At 71.7% G+C, this 15,694-nt stretch carries 12 protein-coding genes; 7 read left to right on the top strand and 5 right to left on the bottom strand.

Annotated elements, in window-relative coordinates; all coding sequences use genetic code 11:
• Positions 1–12: 12 nt before the first annotated feature.
• Positions 13–1,092, bottom strand: coding sequence for a LacI family DNA-binding transcriptional regulator (locus ABKW26_RS12820; protein ID WP_348594160.1), 1,080 nt, complete (start codon positions 1,090–1,092; stop codon positions 13–15).
• A 169-nt stretch (positions 1,093–1,261) separates the two neighbouring features.
• On the opposite strand from ABKW26_RS12820, the gene ABKW26_RS12815 reads away from it, so the two are divergent.
• The 3 genes from ABKW26_RS12815 to ABKW26_RS12805 are packed head-to-tail and all read left to right on the top strand — an operon-like array spanning position 1,262 to position 5,173.
• Positions 1,262–2,698, top strand: coding sequence for an MFS transporter (locus ABKW26_RS12815; RefSeq protein WP_348594159.1), 1,437 nt, complete (start codon positions 1,262–1,264; stop codon positions 2,696–2,698).
• On the top strand, positions 2,695–3,981 hold the full coding sequence (locus tag ABKW26_RS12810) for an MFS transporter (RefSeq protein ID WP_348594158.1): 1,287 nt from the start codon (positions 2,695–2,697) through the stop codon (positions 3,979–3,981). The genes ABKW26_RS12815 and ABKW26_RS12810 overlap by 4 nt, the downstream gene beginning before the upstream one ends.
• Positions 3,982–3,991: 10 nt before the next feature.
• Positions 3,992–5,173 carry a UDP-N-acetylmuramate dehydrogenase gene (locus ABKW26_RS12805; RefSeq protein WP_348594157.1) on the top strand — a complete coding sequence of 394 codons (1,182 nt, stop codon included), beginning with the start codon at positions 3,992–3,994 and terminating at the stop codon, positions 5,171–5,173.
• Positions 5,174–5,578: 405 nt separating this feature from the next.
• Here the strand turns inward: ABKW26_RS12805 and ABKW26_RS12800 are convergent, their stop codons facing one another.
• The 3 genes from ABKW26_RS12800 to ABKW26_RS12790 are packed head-to-tail and all read right to left on the bottom strand — an operon-like array spanning position 5,579 to position 8,393.
• Entirely contained in the window at positions 5,579–6,253 is a 675-nt protein-coding gene (locus ABKW26_RS12800; protein ID WP_348594156.1) for a response regulator transcription factor, read from the bottom strand.
• Positions 6,250–7,728 carry an ATP-binding protein gene (locus ABKW26_RS12795; RefSeq protein WP_348594155.1) on the bottom strand — a complete coding sequence of 493 codons (1,479 nt, stop codon included), beginning with the start codon at positions 7,726–7,728 and terminating at the stop codon, positions 6,250–6,252. The genes ABKW26_RS12800 and ABKW26_RS12795 overlap by 4 nt, the downstream gene beginning before the upstream one ends.
• Complete coding sequence (locus ABKW26_RS12790) at positions 7,725–8,393, bottom strand: hypothetical protein (RefSeq protein WP_348594154.1); 669 nt, start codon at positions 8,391–8,393, stop codon at positions 7,725–7,727. Before ABKW26_RS12790 ends, ABKW26_RS12795 begins: the two co-directional genes overlap by 4 nt.
• A 124-nt stretch (positions 8,394–8,517) precedes the next feature.
• Here ABKW26_RS12790 and ABKW26_RS12785 point away from each other — a divergent pair, with 124 nt between their 5' ends.
• Both ABKW26_RS12785 and ABKW26_RS12780 read left to right on the top strand, forming a co-directional pair.
• The gene (locus ABKW26_RS12785; protein WP_348594153.1) at positions 8,518–9,924 is read left to right on the top strand and encodes an MFS transporter; all 1,407 of its coding nucleotides are present in this window, start codon (positions 8,518–8,520) and stop codon (positions 9,922–9,924) included.
• The gene (locus ABKW26_RS12780) at positions 9,921–10,937 is read left to right on the top strand and encodes an alpha/beta hydrolase (RefSeq protein WP_348594152.1); all 1,017 of its coding nucleotides are present in this window, start codon (positions 9,921–9,923) and stop codon (positions 10,935–10,937) included. Before ABKW26_RS12785 ends, ABKW26_RS12780 begins: the two co-directional genes overlap by 4 nt.
• A gap of 24 nt (positions 10,938–10,961) precedes the next feature.
• On the opposite strand, the gene ABKW26_RS12775 is transcribed toward ABKW26_RS12780, so the two are convergent.
• Complete coding sequence (locus tag ABKW26_RS12775) at positions 10,962–11,345, bottom strand: GntR family transcriptional regulator (RefSeq protein WP_348594151.1); 384 nt, start codon at positions 11,343–11,345, stop codon at positions 10,962–10,964.
• A gap of 18 nt (positions 11,346–11,363) precedes the next feature.
• On the opposite strand from ABKW26_RS12775, the gene ABKW26_RS12770 reads away from it, so the two are divergent.
• Both ABKW26_RS12770 and ABKW26_RS12765 read left to right on the top strand, forming a co-directional pair.
• Positions 11,364–12,209: an alpha/beta hydrolase gene (locus ABKW26_RS12770; RefSeq protein WP_348594150.1), complete on the top strand. Its 846-nt coding sequence runs from the start codon at positions 11,364–11,366 to the stop codon at positions 12,207–12,209.
• Positions 12,210–12,238: 29 nt separating this feature from the next.
• Positions 12,239–15,694, top strand: coding sequence for an SNF2-related protein (locus ABKW26_RS12765; RefSeq protein WP_348594149.1), 3,456 nt, complete (start codon positions 12,239–12,241; stop codon positions 15,692–15,694).

Raw genomic sequence — 15,694 nt, 5'->3', positions numbered from 1 at the left:
TGACCGGACGGTTCAGGGTGGCGGGCCGGTCGTGGTCCCGAGGACGAGCTCGACGTCGAGGACGGTCGTGCCCGGCTCCTCGCCGGCGATGAGGCTCGCGACGGCGCGGCCGAGCGCTGCGCCCTTCTCAGCGAGGGGCTGCCGGACCGTGGTGAGGACGTCGGAGCCGAGCCACGGGAGGTCGAGCCCGTCGAACCCGGCGACCGATACGTCCTGGGGGACGCGGAGGCCGAGCTCCCGGGCACCGAGCATGACGCCGGCGGCGAGCAGGTCGGACTGGGCGATGATCGCCGTGGGCCGCTCGGCCGGGTCGGGGTAGCGCTCGGCGGAGAGGATCTCGAGGGCCGCGGCCTTGCCGTGCTCGACGAGGGAGGCTTCGGTCTCCCAGCACAGGATGGGCTGGACACCGGCGTCGCGCACACCTTGGAGTCGGTGCAGCGTGGGCGTCCAGTCGATGGTCTCGTCGCTCAGGTCGGTGACGACCCCGGACCGTCGGGTCGCACCGAACGGCAGGCTCACGACGGCGATGCGCTCGTGCCCCAGCGACGTGAGGTGCCGGGTCAGGGCTGCGGTCCCGCCGCGGTCGTCGATGCCGACGAGCGGTGCACCGTCGACGGGGCGTCCTTCGCCGATGACGACGGGGACCCCGCGGCGGACGAGGGCGTCGAGCGTCGGGTCGACGCGGTGGACGCCCCAGATGAGGATGGCGACGTCCATGCCGGCGGTCTCGACGAGGGGGTCGACGACGCGGCGCCCGTCCTCGGTGAGCCCCCCGGGGATGAGCAGCACGCCGAGACCCAGGGAGCCCAGGGTGCTCGCGAGACCGTCGAGCACCTGGATGGACACCGGGTCGCGGAAGCTTCGGCGGAGCTGGTCGCCGATGACGACGCCGACGATGCCGGAGCGTCCGGAGCGGAGCTGTCGTCCGAGGGGGTTGGGTCCGCGGTAGCCGAGGCTCTCGGCGGCGGCGAGCACCTTCGCGCGGGTCTTCTCCGCGATGGGGCCCGAGCTGGAGAAGGCGAGAGAAGCGGTCGAGAGGGACACGCCTGCAGCCTCGGCGACGCTCGCAAGGGTCGGCTTGTGTGCAGACACTGGGTAGTCCTCGCTCTTCATCCGGTTTCTGATTGACGGACGCCGCCAGCGTACCCGAGAATTGTGACCACTCCTCGAAACGATTCGATATCGCCCGAGGTCTGCCATCGAATCGATTCGAAAACGTTAGGACAGTGCCATCAAGGCCTCGCTCGCCCCCGATCCCCAGGTGCACCGCGCCCGGGTTGCTCTCCTCGGTCTCTTCCTCGTGCTCGGCATGAGCATCTCGAGCTGGCTCGCGCGCCTCCCGTCGGTGCGCGACGCCCTCGACCTCAGCACGTCGGAGCTCGGCGTCGTGCTCCTCGCCGGGGCGATCGGCTCGCTCATCGCCGTGACGATCGCGGGCGGGCTCGTCCAGCGCTTCGGCGGGCGGGCGATCCTCACCGTGGGAGCCGTCGGCATCTTCTTCGCCTTCATCCTCGAAGGCGTCGGGCCCACCATCGGCTCCGTCCCAGTGCTCGCCGTCGGCATCTTTCTCAACGGGGCCGCGGTCGCGCTGACGAACGTCCCCCAGAACGTCGAGACCGCAGCGGTCGAGCGTCGCATGGGCCGTGCCGTCCTCCCGCAGTTCCACGCCGCCTTCTCCATCGGCGCCGTCCTCGGCTCGCTCATCGGTGCCGCCTGCGCCTGGCTCGACGTCCCCCTGCTCGCGCAGTTCACCGTGACGGCCTTCCTCGTCACGGCGTGGCGCCTCGCCTCCATCCCGCACGTCGTCCTCGACACCCACCTCGGCGAGGACGTCCGCTGGGACCGTGCGATCACGTCGCGATCGAGCCGCGTCCGCAGGGCCGAGATCCGCGCCGGTGTCCTCCTGCCCGCGCCGGGCACCACGGGTGCCCGCGCCGCGCTCGGAGCGCGCCGGTCACGCCTCGGCGCCGCGCTCGGCGCCTGGCGCGAGCCACGGACCCTCTTCATCGGGATCGTGGTCATGTCCGCAGCTCTCTCCGAGGGGTCCGCCAACAACTGGCTGACGATCGCGGTCGTCGACGGCTTCGCGCAGACCGAGGCCATCGGCGCGTTCGTCTTCGGCATCTTCGTCACCGCGATGACGCTCGTGCGCCTCTTCGGGACGAAGCTCATCGACCGCCACGGTCGCGTCGCCGTCCTGCGCGCGTCGGGAGTCGTGTCTGTGGTGGGGCTCCTCGTCTTCGGGTTCGCACCGAGCCTCCCGCTCGCTGCGGTCGGCGTGGTCCTCTGGGGCATGGGTGCCGCACTCGCGGTGCCTCTCGGTATCGCCGCCGCCTCCGACGACCCCCTGCGTGCAGCCGCCCGCGTCTCGGTCGTCTCCGCGTTCGCGTCCATGTCCTCTCTCGCGGCGCCGCCGCTCCTCGGGCTCGCAGCCGAGAGCGTCGGGGCGCGGCACGCCCTGACCTTCATCGTCGCAGCGATGATCGCTAGTCTCGTGTTCTCGAAGCACGTCGCGAAGATCGCGGAGCCCGAGGCTGTCGGTGCCGGTTCGGGGCCGTCCGGTTCAGGACCGGTCGGCTCGGACCCGGTCGATCCCATCGTCCCCGAACCCATCGTCCCTGAGCAGATCGCGCCGGAGCAGACCGCCGTGGCTCTCGGCCTCGTCGTCACGCAGGAGAAGGAACGAGCCTCCGTATGAGCACCGAGGACCGCACCGTCCGCACCGTCAGGCACGCGGCGAACGCCGTGTACGCGGTCTTCTTCCTCAGCGGGTTCAACTTCGCCAACTGGGCATCACGGATCCCGCTCGTCCGCGACCTCCTCGGCTTCGACCCGTCCGAGATGGGCCGGCTCGTGCTCGTCGGCGCGGTCGGGTCGATCATCGCCCTCCCGCTGTCGGGCTGGATCGTCCAGCGCTTCGGCGCACGCCGCGCCATCGCGCTCTTCGCGGTCGTCAACGTCGTCGGTTTCGTGCTCGCAGCGTGGGGAGTGGTCGGCAGCTCGCTGCCGCCCGCCGTCGTCGGTCTCTTCCTCTCCGGGGTGGGCATGGGCGTGTGGGACGCCGCGATGAACCTCGAAGGCGCTGCCGTCGAGCAGCGGCTGGGGCGGTCGATCATGCCTCGCTTCCACGCGAGCTTCTCGTTCGGCACGATGGCAGGCGCAGGCGTCGGAGCCGTCGCGTCGCGCCTCGAGCTCTCGCTCCTCGTCCACATGGTGGCCGCCGCCGGCGTCTCGCTCGCCCTCGTCCTCGTCGCGGTCCGCTACCTCCTTCCCGATCTCGCCGAGTCGGCTGCAGCCGAGGCTGCGGCCACCGGCCCAGCGGCCGGCTCGGCGGACGGGCGACCGGCGGCGACGGTCCCGGCACCGGTCAAGCACAACCCCTTCGGGGCGTGGCTCGAGCCGCGCACCCTCCTCATCGGGCTCGTCGTGCTCGCTGCGGCGCTCACGGAGGGGGCGGCGAACGACTGGCTCTCGATCGCTGTCGTCGACGGCTTCGAGGTCGAGCACGAGGTCGGCGCCATGGCCCTGTTCGTCTTCCTCACCGCGATGACCGGTATGCGCCTGCTCGGCACCGCGCTGCTCGACAAGCACGGGCGTGTGTTCGTGCTGCGGCTCTCGGCGGGCCTCGCGTTCGTCGGGCTGCTCGTGTTCGGGCTCGTGCCGTGGCTCCCGCTCGCCCTCGTCGGCGTGGTCCTCTGGGGGATGGGAGCTGCTCTCGGCTTCCCCGTCGGCATGAGCGCCGCGAGCGACGACCCGGTCCGTGCAGCCGGTCGTCTGAGCGTCGTCGCGACGATCGGGTACACCGCGTTCTTCGCCGGTCCGCCCGTGCTCGGCGAGCTCGCGCAGCACATCGGCTACCGTTACGCCCTCCTCGCGATCGCCGCTCCCGTCGTGCTCGGCCTGCTCGTGGCGCACGTCGCAGCCAAGCCCTCGGAGACGTCGGAGAAGGCGACCGAGCACGAGCCGCTCGCGGCGAACTAGTCTGGGTGACGTGACCGACGAGACGCGCACCCTGACCGAGCCGACCTTCGCCGACCTCACCACGCTGCGCGTCGGTGGTTCGATCGACACGTATGTCGAGACGTCCAGCGAGGAGGAGCTCATCGAGACCGTCCGCGCGGCGGACGACGACGACCGGCCCGTGCTCGTCATGGGCGCCGGCTCCAACATCCTCGTCGCCGACGAGGGCTTCGGGGGAGTGGTCGTCCGGGACGTACGGACGGGGATCCACCTCGACAGCGCAGACGCGTGCGGCGGCGCGAACATCGTGGTCCCGGCCGGGCACACGATGGACGACGTCGTCGTCGAGGCGATCGCCAACGGCTGGGTGGGCATCGAGGCGCTCTCAGGCATCCCTGGGACGGTGGGGGCTGCACCCGTCCAGAACATCGGTGCCTACGGTCAAGAGGTCTCCGGCTCGGTCGCGAGTGTCCGCGTCTGGGACCGGGGCGAGTCGCGCGTGCGGATGCTCTCGCTCGTCGAGCTCGCCTTCGGGTACCGCACGTCCGTGCTCAAGCGGTCCACGCAGATGCCTGAGGTCGCTCCCGGCGAGGCACGGGACCCGCGTGCACCGTGGTACCCCACCCCCCGGTACGTGGTCCTCGACGTGACCTTCCAGTTCCGCCTCGGGACGCTCTCCGCGCCGATCGGCTACCCCGAGCTGGCCCGGCGCCTGGGTGTCGAGGTCGGTGCGCGCGTCGAGTCCTCGGCGGTCCGTGAGGCTGTGCTCGAGCTCCGCGGCAGCAAGGGCATGCTGCTCGACGACCCAGCTGCGCCGGACCACGACAGGTGGAGCGCCGGGTCGTTCTTCACCAACCCGATCATCCCCGCAGAGCTCGCCGACGAGCTGCCGGAGGGCGCACCGCGATATCCCGTCCGCTCGTCGACGCCGGCGAGCACGACCGGACCGAGCCTCGGCGAGATCGACGAGAGCCTCGTCAAGACGTCGGCCGCGTGGCTCATCGAGCGCGCTGGCTTCTCGAAGGGGTACGGGCTCGACGGACCCGGCAGCCCGGCCACCATCTCGACCCGGCACACCCTCGCACTGACGAACCGCGGCTCGGCGACGGCGACGGACATCGTGCGCCTGGCGCGGGACATCCGCGACGGGGTCGTGCACACCTTCGGCATCGAGCTCGTGCCGGAGCCGGTGCTCGTCGGCGGCACGCTCTGAGCCAGCGTCCTCGCTGGCTCCTGCTGGCAGGTCGTGCCGGCGGGTCCTGCTGGCAGGGTCGCGTCTGAGAGGTCTCTCATCCTCAGTTCCTCTGCGCCTCATGCGCCGGACCCATGATGGTGTGCAGGCGGGAACTGCGCGAGCGATGCGCAGCCGCAGGGGTCGTGAGAGTGACGGCCCCGAGAGCAACGTGACCGAGACGGTGGACGTGTGGCGGCGGGGGAGAAGTCGCGGCCTCCCGCCCACCGTCGGTGACGGTGGGGATCAGGCGGTCGCTGACGGGCGACCGGCGGGTTCCCGCGCGAGTCCGGCCGTCGCGTTCCCCCTGGACGCGGCGGCCGGACCCATCTCCTCTGGGTGCCGATCCCTCGGTCCGTGCGGGGGCGCTGCCACGTCGGTGCGCTGCTACTTCAGGGCGACGAGCCGGTAGCCCATCCCGCGCACCGTGACGAAGCGCTCCGCGCCGAGCTTGTTGCGCAGGTAGCGGACGTAGACGTCGACGACGTTCGACCCGGGGTCGAAGTCGTAGCCCCACACCATCGAGAGCAGCTGCTCCCGGCTGAGAACCTGCTCGGCGTTGCGCAGGAAGGCCTCCGCCAGGCCGAACTCGCGCGCGGACAGCTCCACGTCGTACTTGCCGGAGACACGTGCGCGTCGCGTCCGCAGGTCGAGGCTGAGACCCCCGTGGACGAGCTCGTTGCTCTCGGTGCCGGTCTCGTTCTCGGACCGCAGCCGCAGGCGGATCCGCGCGAGGAGCTCCTCGAAACGGAACGGCTTCGCCATGTAGTCGTCCGCTCCACCCTCGAGCCCGGCGACCGTGTCCGTCACCGAGTTGCGGGCGGTGAGGATGATGACCGGTACGGACGCCCGGGCCGCGCGCAGCCGGCGCAGGACGGTGAAACCGTCCTGGTCGGGCAGGCCGAGGTCGAGGATGAGCAGGTCGTGCTGACCCGTCGACGCCTGGTCGTAGGCCTCACGCCCGGAGCCGACGACCGTCGGGACGTACCCCGCTGCGCGCAGCCCCTTGTTGAGGAAGGCCGCGATCCGTGCCTCGTCCTCGGCGATGAGGATCTTGCTCATAGGTGTCGCTCCAGGTGGTCGTCGTGCGCAGGGCGGGACAGCTCCACGGTCTGGCGGGTGCCAGGCTCGAGAGCCGGGCGGCGGAAGGTGACCGTGAAGGTCGACCCCGTGCCCTCGGTCGACTCGACGTCCGCGCTCCCGTCGTGCGCAGCGGCGATGGCGGCGACGATCGCGAGGCCGAGGCCCACACCCTCGCGGTCGGGGGCGCCCCCGGTCCCGGCGCGGGCGAAGCGCCCGAAGATCTTCCCGAGGTCGTGGGGTGCGATGCCGGTGCCTTCGTCGCGGACCCAGATCCGCGCCTCGTCGGCGGCGACGACGGAGCCGAGCGCGATCGTCGAGCCTTCTGCCGAGTACTTGACGGCGTTCGAGGCGAGCTGGAGCCACGCCTGGGTGATGCGCTGGGAGTCGAGCGGGAAGGGTCCGTCGGCCCGGGCGTCGACGACCCACGTGCGGGGGGCGAGCGCCCGGGCCTTGTCGAGGACGTCGTCCGTGAGGCGACCGAGGTCGATGTCGTCACGACGGACGAAGTCGGGGCGGTCGGCGGTGGCGAGCGTCATGAGGTCGTTGACGAGCCGGCCCATCCGGGAGATCTCGTCGAGCGCGATCTCCCGCGTCGCGACGACGTCGACCGGGTCGTGGGGGTCCATGACCTCGAGGTGCCCGCCGACGATGGTCAGCGGGGTGCGCAGCTCGTGCCCGACGTCGTCGAGGAGCTGGCGCTGCGACACGAAGGACTGCTCGAGGCGCTCGACCATGTCGTTGAACGTCCGGGTGAGGTCGGAGAGGTCATCGTTGCCCTGGACGGGGATGCGGGCGGACAGGTCCGACTCGGAGATCTGCTGGGCGGTGTCGCGCAGGCGTCGGATCGGCGACAGGAAGCGACCCGCCAGCACCCAGCCGACGAGCCCGATGAGCACGAGGGAGCTCACGGCGACGAGCGCGTACGTCCGGAAGGTGTCGCCGAGAGCGGCGAGCTCGGCCGCACGGTCGTAGGCGATGACGAAGGTGCCCGTCTCGTCCGGGCCGACCGCGACCGGCACCGCTGCGAAGCGGTAGTCCGCCGTCTCGGAGGCGAAGCTCTTCAGCAGGACCGAGTCGGACACCTGCAGTGCGCTGAGATGCTCGACGAACGCCTCGTCCGCCTCGAGCCGGAGGCTGACGGCCTCGGGTGCGTACCAGCGCACGTGGCCCTGGGCATACCCGATCATGCCCTCGTTCGGTGCCGGGATGGTGCGCTGGATGGCGACGTACACGAGCGAGCTCGCGGTCGTGAACGGTTGTCCGGTCTCCGGGTCGAGTCCGCTGCTCGCCAGGTCGCGGAATGACGTGACCGAGCGGATGAGCGAGTCGTCGATGCGCGCGTCGACCTTGCGACGCTCGAGCCCGTAGGCCGTGAAGCCGGCGATGAGCAGCCCGAGGGAGCAGAGCAGGAGCATGGCGGCGAGGACGCGGGACCGGACGGTCGTGGTTCTCACCGTCGGTCGTCCGTCGAGTCGTGCTCGTGCCACGTGCGGTCCCACCGGTGGCGGTCGTCGTCGCACCCCTGTCGTGGTCCTGGTGATCCCTTGTCACCGTCGTGGGAGGGGGTGCTCCCGCCCCACTGGGTGCCTGGCTCGAGGGAGCCGACCGACTCCGACGGCTGTCCGGGCGCGGGGCGGCCGGGTGCCGGCCACCCGTCGGTGCGGGTGGGTGTCGAGGGCGGTGCGGGGGCCGGAGCGGGCTCGACGGCGACGGTCTCCGGCGGAGCGGCCTCGACGGCGACGGTCTCCGGCGGAGCGGCCTCGACGGGGGCCGTCTCGGCGGTCTGGGCTGGCGGAGCCGCGGGCGCGGTGCGGGTGGTGCTCGTCGCGCCGGTGGTCGGTGCGGCCTGCGGTGCGACGGGCGGGGCCGGTGCCGTCTCGGTGGGGAGTGGCACGTCGGGCGCGGCCGGGACGTCGTCCGGGACGCTCGCCGACGTGTCGGCTGACGGCAGCGGTGCGGGGGAGACGCCCTCCGGCTCCGTGGGCGCCTCGAGCGCGATCGTCGGTCCGAGGTCGAGGGTGGGACCGCCTCGGGACACGAGAGCCCACGCGCAGAGCCCGAGCGTCCACACGACGACCGCTGCGGCGGCGCCGGCGAACACACGCCACCCAGGCTTCATGCACCAAGTATCGGCGTATTCGATGAGAAGTCCATGAGACCGTCCTCATCCTCGGGCGCGCCTCGTGGCACGTGTGCATGGACGAGGGGAGACAAAAGTCCCTGGCGGCAGCCACACTGTTCCCGTGACCAACGTCGACGCTGAAGTCCGTCCCGAAGGCTCCACCCGGCTCGGTCGTCGCGCCGTGCTCTCCTGGGCGCTGTGGGACTGGGGTTCGGCCGCGTTCAACGCGGTCGTCACCACGTTCGTCTTCACGCGCTGGCTCACGAGCAGCGCCTTCGTCGACCCGGTGGTCGTCGACGCCGCCGAGCGCGGCGGCGAGGACTCGGCCGCACAGACCGCCCTCGACACGGTCCTCGCGACCCACTCCTCCTGGCTCGGCTGGGGGATCGCGGCGGCCGGTCTCCTCATCGCCGTCCTCGCGCCCGTCCTCGGCTCGCGCTCGGACGACACGGGCCGGCGACGCCTGTGGCTCGGCATCAACACGGCTGTGGTCGTCGTCCTCACCGCGGCGATGTTCTTCATCACGCCGGACCCGCAGGCGCTCGAGCAGAACCTGCTCCTCGGGATCGCGCTCCTGTCCCTCGGGAACATCTTCTTCGAGCTCGCGTCCGTCAGCTACAACGCGATGATCTCCCAGGTCTCCACACCCCTGACGCTCGGCAAGGTGAGCGGCATCGGGTGGGGGGCCGGGTATCTCGGCGGGATCGTGCTGCTCCTCATCCTCTTCGTCGGGTTCATCAACCCCGACGTCGGCTGGTTCGGGGTGACGTCCGAGAACGGACTCGACGTCCGGGTCGCCGTGCTCGTCTCCGCGGTGTGGTTCGGGGTCTTCGCGATCCCCGTCATGCGCGCCGTCCCGGAGGTCGCGGCGAGCGGGAAGAAGGTGCGCGTGGGCGTGGTCGAGGCCTACCGCAGCCTCGGGCGGGACGTCGCGACGCTGTGGCGTGCCGACCGTCGCACCGTCTGGTTCCTCCTCGCCAGCGCCGTCTTCCGCGACGGGCTCGCCGGAGTGTTCACCTTCGGCGGCATCATCGCGTCCGTCACGTTCGGCTTCAGCGCGTCCGAGGTCATCATGTTCGCCATCGTCGCGAACGTGGTGGCAGGCCTCGCGACCATCGCCGCCGGGTACGTCGAGGATCGCATCGGTGGGAAGCCCGTCATCGTCACGTCGCTCGTCGGCATGATCATCGCCGCGATCGTCGTCCTCGTGCTGCACGACGGCGGCGCGACGGTCTTCTGGACCTTCGGCCTCGCGCTCTGCGTCTTCGTCGGACCAGCCCAGTCCGCGAGCCGCGCCCTGCTCGCCCGGCTCACGCCGGTCGGCCGGGAGGGCGAGATGTTCGGGCTCTACGCGACGACCGGGCGGGCGGCGAGCTTCCTCGCCCCGAGCGCGTTCTCGCTGTCCATCATGATCTTCGGCGCCCAGCACTGGGGGATCCTCGGCCTCATCGTGGTGCTCGCCCTCGGTCTCGCGCTCCTCCTGCCTGTCCGGACGGACGACCTCGACCGGGCGCGGGCGGCGCGATGACCGAGCCGGGCTCGGGCACGCACGCGCCGTGGGCGCCGGACGTCCTCGGTGACGACTGGGTCGCGAGGACGCTCCCGCTGCAGCCGAACACCGAGGGCGAGGTCGTGGCGACGCTCGTAGCCCGCGCAGCGGTCGTCGCAGACGACGCACCGCGCGCGCCGCGCACAGGGAGGACAGCCGTCCTCTACATCCACGGCTTCGCCGACTACTTCTTCCAGACGCACCTCGCGCGCGAGTGGGAGGAGCGAGGGATCGACTTCTTCGCGATCGACCTGCACGGCTACGGCCGGTCGTTGCTCGAGCACCAGACGCCGAACTTCTGCACGGACCTGCGCGAGTACGGCGAGGAGCTGGCCGCTGCCACCGCCGTCATCCGCGACGAGCTGGGCTACGGCCGCCTCCTCATCAACGGGCACTCGACCGGCGGGCTCGTCGCGGCGCTCTGGGCGCACAGCGCGACCGGCCGGGAGACGGTCGACGGACTCGTGCTCAACAGCCCGTGGCTCGACCTCAACCGTCCGTGGTTCGACAGGGTGATCGGCACCGCGGTGCTCGACGTCGTCGGGCGTCGGGCACGCTACGTCGTCGTGCAGCACGGCCCGTCCGAGTACTCCCGCAGCCTGCGCGCCGCGTCCGGTGGCGAGTGGGACATCGACGAGCGCTACAAGCCGGTCGACGGGACGGCGGTGCTCACCGGGTGGTTGCGGGCCATCCGGGCAGGCCAGGCGAGGCTCGCGGCCGGGCTCGACGTCCGCTGCCCCGTCCTCGTGTGCTGCTCGACCGAGAGCGGGGTCAACCGCGCCGACAACCCCGACCTCAGCCGTGTCGACGTCGTCCTCGACGTACGGCACATCGTCGCGCGCGCCCCGGCCATCGGTCCGGACGTCTCTGTCGTGCAGATCGAGGACGGGATCCACGACCTGGCGCTGTCGCCCGAGCCCGCGCGGACGGCCTACTTCACGGCCGTCTTCGAGTGGGTCACCATCCACCTGGACGTGCCGGCACCTGCCTGAGCGGGCGCAGCGGTGCTGGTCGGCTCAGCCGCCGGAGCGCAGGGCGCGACGCACCGCGTCGAGCACGACCGTCTCCGCGAGCCCGGCGCTGCGCACCTGCTCGGCGAACGTCCGGGCGGCCTGCTGGAGGAGGACGTCGCTCGCCACCGCGCTGTGGGACACGACGGTCCCCGCGCCGCGGCGGGTCGTCACGACGCCCGAGGTCTCGAGGTCCTTGTACGCGTGGGCGACGGTGCCGGCGGCGAGGCCGAGGTCCGCCGCGAGGACGCGGATGGGTGGGAGGCGATCGCCGACCCGGAGGTGCTCGGCAGAGACGAGGTCCATGATCTGGACCCGGACCTGCTCGTACGGCGGCACGCCGGAGTCGACGTCGATGGCGATCTGGAGGTCGGGCACAGGGACAAGCATGCACCGTAGAGTTCGGACATGACATCGCAGCCCTCCTCGAGCGCTCCCGCACGCCCGACGGCTGCAGTCGACACGGTGGTCGAGATCGTGGTGGGGCCGCTCGACGCGCTGCGGGCACGGCCTGTCGGCCGAGCGCGGGGCACGGTGCTCCTCGTCCCCGGCTTCACGGGCTCGAAGGACGACTTCGCACCGCTCCTGCCGCTGCTCGCCGACGCCGGCTGGGACACCTGGACGTACAGCCAGCGCGGCCAGGCGGGCTCGGTCGCCCCCGACGGCGTGCCGTCCTACTCCCTGGACGCGTTCGCCGGTGACCTGCTCGAGGTGGTGGCGGTCGTCGGCGACGGGGCGCCCGTGCATCTGGTCGGCCACAGCTTCGGCGGTCTCGTCGCGCGCGCCGCGGTCATCGCCCGCCCGGAGGTCTTTCTCGACGTGGTGCTGCTGTGCTCCGGACCGCGCGGCTGGGGTGCCGGGAAGAACGAGCTGTTGCGGGTCGTCGACGCGAGCGGCTCGCTCGGTCTCTGGGAGCGGGACCACCCGGAGCTCGTGGACGTCGACCCGGCCGTCCTGGGAGACCGGGACGCGTTCTTGCGTCGTCGTGCGCAGGAGACGTCGTCCGACAACCTCCGCGGCATCATCGAGATCCTCTGGGACCCGACGGACCGCACCGAGGAGCTGCGCGCGACGGGGGTCCGCACGCTCGTCGCGCGCGGCGAGACGGACGAGGCGTGGCCGCCCGAGTGGCAGCGGCAGATGGCGCTCGCTCTCGGTGCACCGTACGAGATCATCCCTGCCGCCGGGCACTGCCCGGCCGAGGAGAACCCCGTCGCGACCGCAGCCCTGCTCGACCGCTGCTGGCGCGGGTAGGCCCTGTCCTGTCGTGTTGAATGGTCGACGTGTTCACACCCGCTGACGTCACCCGCCTCGTCGGGCGCGTGACGGCGGAACGGGGCGAGGAGTACGTACGCCGGGGCCACGTCCTCAGCGTGGCGCGCAACGCCGACGGCACGAGGATCGTCGCTCAGATCGCCGGGTCGACGACGAAGCAGTACGTCGCCTCGGTCGAGATGTCCGGTGCCGGCGACGGGGCGATACCGCGGTACGGGCGGTGCACCTGCCCTGTGCGGCTCGACTGCAAGCATGTCGCGGCGCTCCTGCTGGCCTTCCTCGAGCGTCAGGAGGTCGCCGCGCAGAGCGTCGCAGCGCCCGTCGAGGTCGCGCGCCCGGCGTGGGAGACGGCACTCGCGCCCGTTCTCGGCGACGTGGTGCACCCACCCGCGCTCGACCGCGCCCCCGGGGCGGGACGAGACACCAGCTCGCGGTCCACCCACGAGATCGCGCTGCAGCTCGAGCTGCTCCCCGACGCGCTCCCGGAGCGCAGCTACTACGGGCGAGGCGGCGCGGACGCACCCGACGAGGAGGACGCGCCGCCGAGGCTCGGGATGCGTCCGGTCGTCCGGGGCGCTCGTGGTCGCTGGATCCGGTCGGGCCTCACGTGGGCCGACCTCCGCTTCGTCGGGGCGTACCGGCACGGGGAGTACCGCCGCGAGCACGTCGAGGTGCTCCGGTCCCTCTACGGAGTGTCCTCCGGTGCCATGAGCGCCGCCCTCACCGGCGGCTACAACCATCCACCGGGGTGGGTGTACGTGACCGAGATCCCGGGCTCCGTGCTCTGGGCCCTCCTGCGCGACGCTCGCCACGCGGGACTGCCGCTCGTGCAGTCCGACACCCAGCAGACCCCGGTCGAGCTGAGCGACACGCCCGCGCGGACGGCGGTCGACCTCGACCGGGACGGCGACGACATCGTCGTGAGCACATCGATCACCCTGGCCGGAGCGGTCCTCGACGCGAGCCGGACGGTTCTCGTCGGCGAACCCGCGTCCGGCCTCTACACGTGGCAGGGGTCCGCCGGCCCGATCGTCCTCGCCGAGCTGGCCACGGCGCTCGGCGCGGCAGAGCGCGACCTCGTCCAGCGGGCGACGAGCGTCCGCATCCCGGCACCCGACCAGGAGCGTTTCCTCACCACCGTGTACCCCGCGCTGCGCGACCGCTTCGACGACGCGATGGTGGACCCCACCATCGTGCTCCCCGAGCCCCCGCGCCCGAGCCTGTGCCTCACCGTGACCCACGAGCCCGAGCACGGCGCACGCACCGCGTGGGAGTGGCGCTACCGGGTCCCCGACGGCGACCCGGACCGACCGGCCGCGTTCACCGTGCCCCTCGGGCGCGGCGACCTCGCGGCACCCGCTCCCCAGGACCGACCCGCGCACGGACCGCGCGACCCCGTCGCCGAGCGGGCGGTCCTCGACCGTGTCCTCGCCGCTGCGCCCGGCGTCCGGCCCATGCTCGACGCGGGGCCGCAGACGTTCAGCGGCATGGCGACCGCCCAGCTCTTCACCGAGGTCCTCCCGGCACTGCTCGACCTGGCCGAGGACGACCCCCATGTCGTCGTCGACGTCCGCGGCGCGGACGACGGTGCCGTCCGGTACCGCGAGGAGCACGACGTCCAGGTGACCGTCTCGGCGACCCCGCGACCCGACTCCCGGGACTGGTTCGACCTCGGCGTCACCGTCCGGGCCGGCGACCAGACGGTCCCCTTCGCGCAGGTCTTCACCGCCCTCGCAGAAGGGGAGTCCACGATCCTCCTCGCGAGCGGCGCGTACTTCACGCTCGACGAGGACCGGTTCGGACGGCTGCGCGAGCTCATCGACGAGGCGCGCGCCCTCCAGGACACGATGGGCGGCACCCTGCGCATCAACCGCTTCCAGGTGGCGCTGTTCGACGAGCTCGACCGGCTCGGCGTCGTCGGGTCGCAGGCCGCAGCGTGGCGGAGCGCGCTCGGTGCGCTCGCGGACGGGCAGGGCGTGCAACCGCTGGAACCGCCGGCGGGGCTGGTCGCGACGCTGCGCTCCTACCAGCAGGAGGGCTTCGAGTGGCTGGCCTTCCTCCATGCCAACGGCCTGGGCGGTGTGCTCGCAGACGACATGGGTCTGGGCAAGACTCTGCAGACCCTCGCCCTCGTCGCGCACGTGCGTGCGCTCGAGGCCGCCGCGGCAGAGATCGATCCGGTCACGGACCTCGACCCAGACGCAGGAGCGGTACCGGACGGTCGGCCGGCGCCGTTCCTCGTCGTCGCGCCCACGAGCGTCGTCGGCAACTGGGTGGCCGAGGCGCGCCGGTTCACGCCGGACCTCACCGTCGCCGTCGTGAGCGAGACGCGGTCACGTCGCGGTGTCGACCTCGCCGACCTCGTGGCAGGCGCCGACGTGGTCGTGACCTCCTACGCCCTCTTCCGTCTCGGCTTCGACGAGTACGACGCGCTCCCGTGGGCGGGGCTCGTCCTCGACGAGGCGCAGTTCGTCAAGAACCACCAGTCGATCGCCTACCAGTGCGCGCGTCGCCTGGCGGCACCCTTCAAGCTCGCGATCACCGGGACGCCGCTCGAGAACAACCTCATGGAGCTGTGGTCGATCGTCTCGGTCGTGAGCCCCGGCCTCTTCCCGAACCCGCGGCGCTTCGCCGAGTACTACCAGCGCCCCATCGAGAAGAACAGCAACGTCCAGCGGCTCGACCAGCTCCGTGACCGGATCCGGCCGTTCATGCTGCGCCGCGCGAAGGAGGACGTCGCGAAGGACCTGCCGCCCAAGCAGGAGCAGATCGTCGACGTGGTGCTCAACCCTCGCCACCGCAAGGTCTACGACAGGTACCTCCAGCGGGAGCGCACCAACGTGCTCGGCCTCGTGGGATCGCTCGAGGAGCACCGCTTCGCGGTCTTCCGCTCGCTGTCCGTGCTCCGCCAGGCGAGCCTCGACCCCGCGCTCGTCGACGCCGAGCACGCGCACATCCCAGCGACGAAGCTCGACGTGCTCTTCGAGATGCTCGACGACATCGTCGCCGAGGGCCACTCGGTCCTCGTCTTCAGCCAGTTCACGCAGTTCCTCAAGAGCGTCCGTGAGCGCCTCGACGCACGCGGGCTCGACCACTCCTACCTCGACGGTCGGACGCGTCGGCGCTCCGAGACCATCGAGCGCTTCACGTCGGGCGAGACGAAGGTGTTCCTCATCAGTCTCAAGGCCGGTGGGTTCGGGCTGAACCTCACGGCTGCCGACTACTGCTTCCTGCTCGATCCGTGGTGGAACCCCGCGGCCGAGGCACAGGCGGTGGACCGGGCGCACCGCATCGGCCAGGACCGCAAGGTCATGGTCTACCGGCTCGTCGCGACGGACACGATCGAGGAGAAGGTCATGGCGCTCAAGGCGACGAAGGCGCAGCTCTTCGCGAGCGTCCTGGACGGGGGGACCGCGGGTTCGGCAGGTATCACGGCTGATGACGTTCGCGAGCTTCTTGCCTGA

The sequence above is a fragment of the Sanguibacter sp. 25GB23B1 genome (assembly GCF_040012415.1).
GTDB lineage: Bacteria > Actinomycetota > Actinomycetes > Actinomycetales > Cellulomonadaceae > Sanguibacter.
Note: the sequence above shows the minus strand (reverse complement) of the source record. Positions and strands in the feature narration are given on the sequence as shown.

Coding starts and splice junctions, on each gene's coding strand:
- ABKW26_RS12810 (WP_348594158.1), top strand. CDS start 2,695: ATGAGCACCGAGGACCGCACCGTCCGCACCGTCAGGCACGCGGCGAAC.
- ABKW26_RS12800 (WP_348594156.1), bottom strand. CDS start 6,253: ATGAGCAAGATCCTCATCGCCGAGGACGAGGCACGGATCGCGGCCTTC.
- ABKW26_RS12790 (WP_348594154.1), bottom strand. CDS start 8,393: ATGAAGCCTGGGTGGCGTGTGTTCGCCGGCGCCGCCGCAGCGGTCGTC.
- ABKW26_RS12780 (WP_348594152.1), top strand. CDS start 9,921: ATGACCGAGCCGGGCTCGGGCACGCACGCGCCGTGGGCGCCGGACGTC.
- ABKW26_RS12775 (WP_348594151.1), bottom strand. CDS start 11,345: ATGCTTGTCCCTGTGCCCGACCTCCAGATCGCCATCGACGTCGACTCC.
- ABKW26_RS12770 (WP_348594150.1), top strand. CDS start 11,364: ATGACATCGCAGCCCTCCTCGAGCGCTCCCGCACGCCCGACGGCTGCA.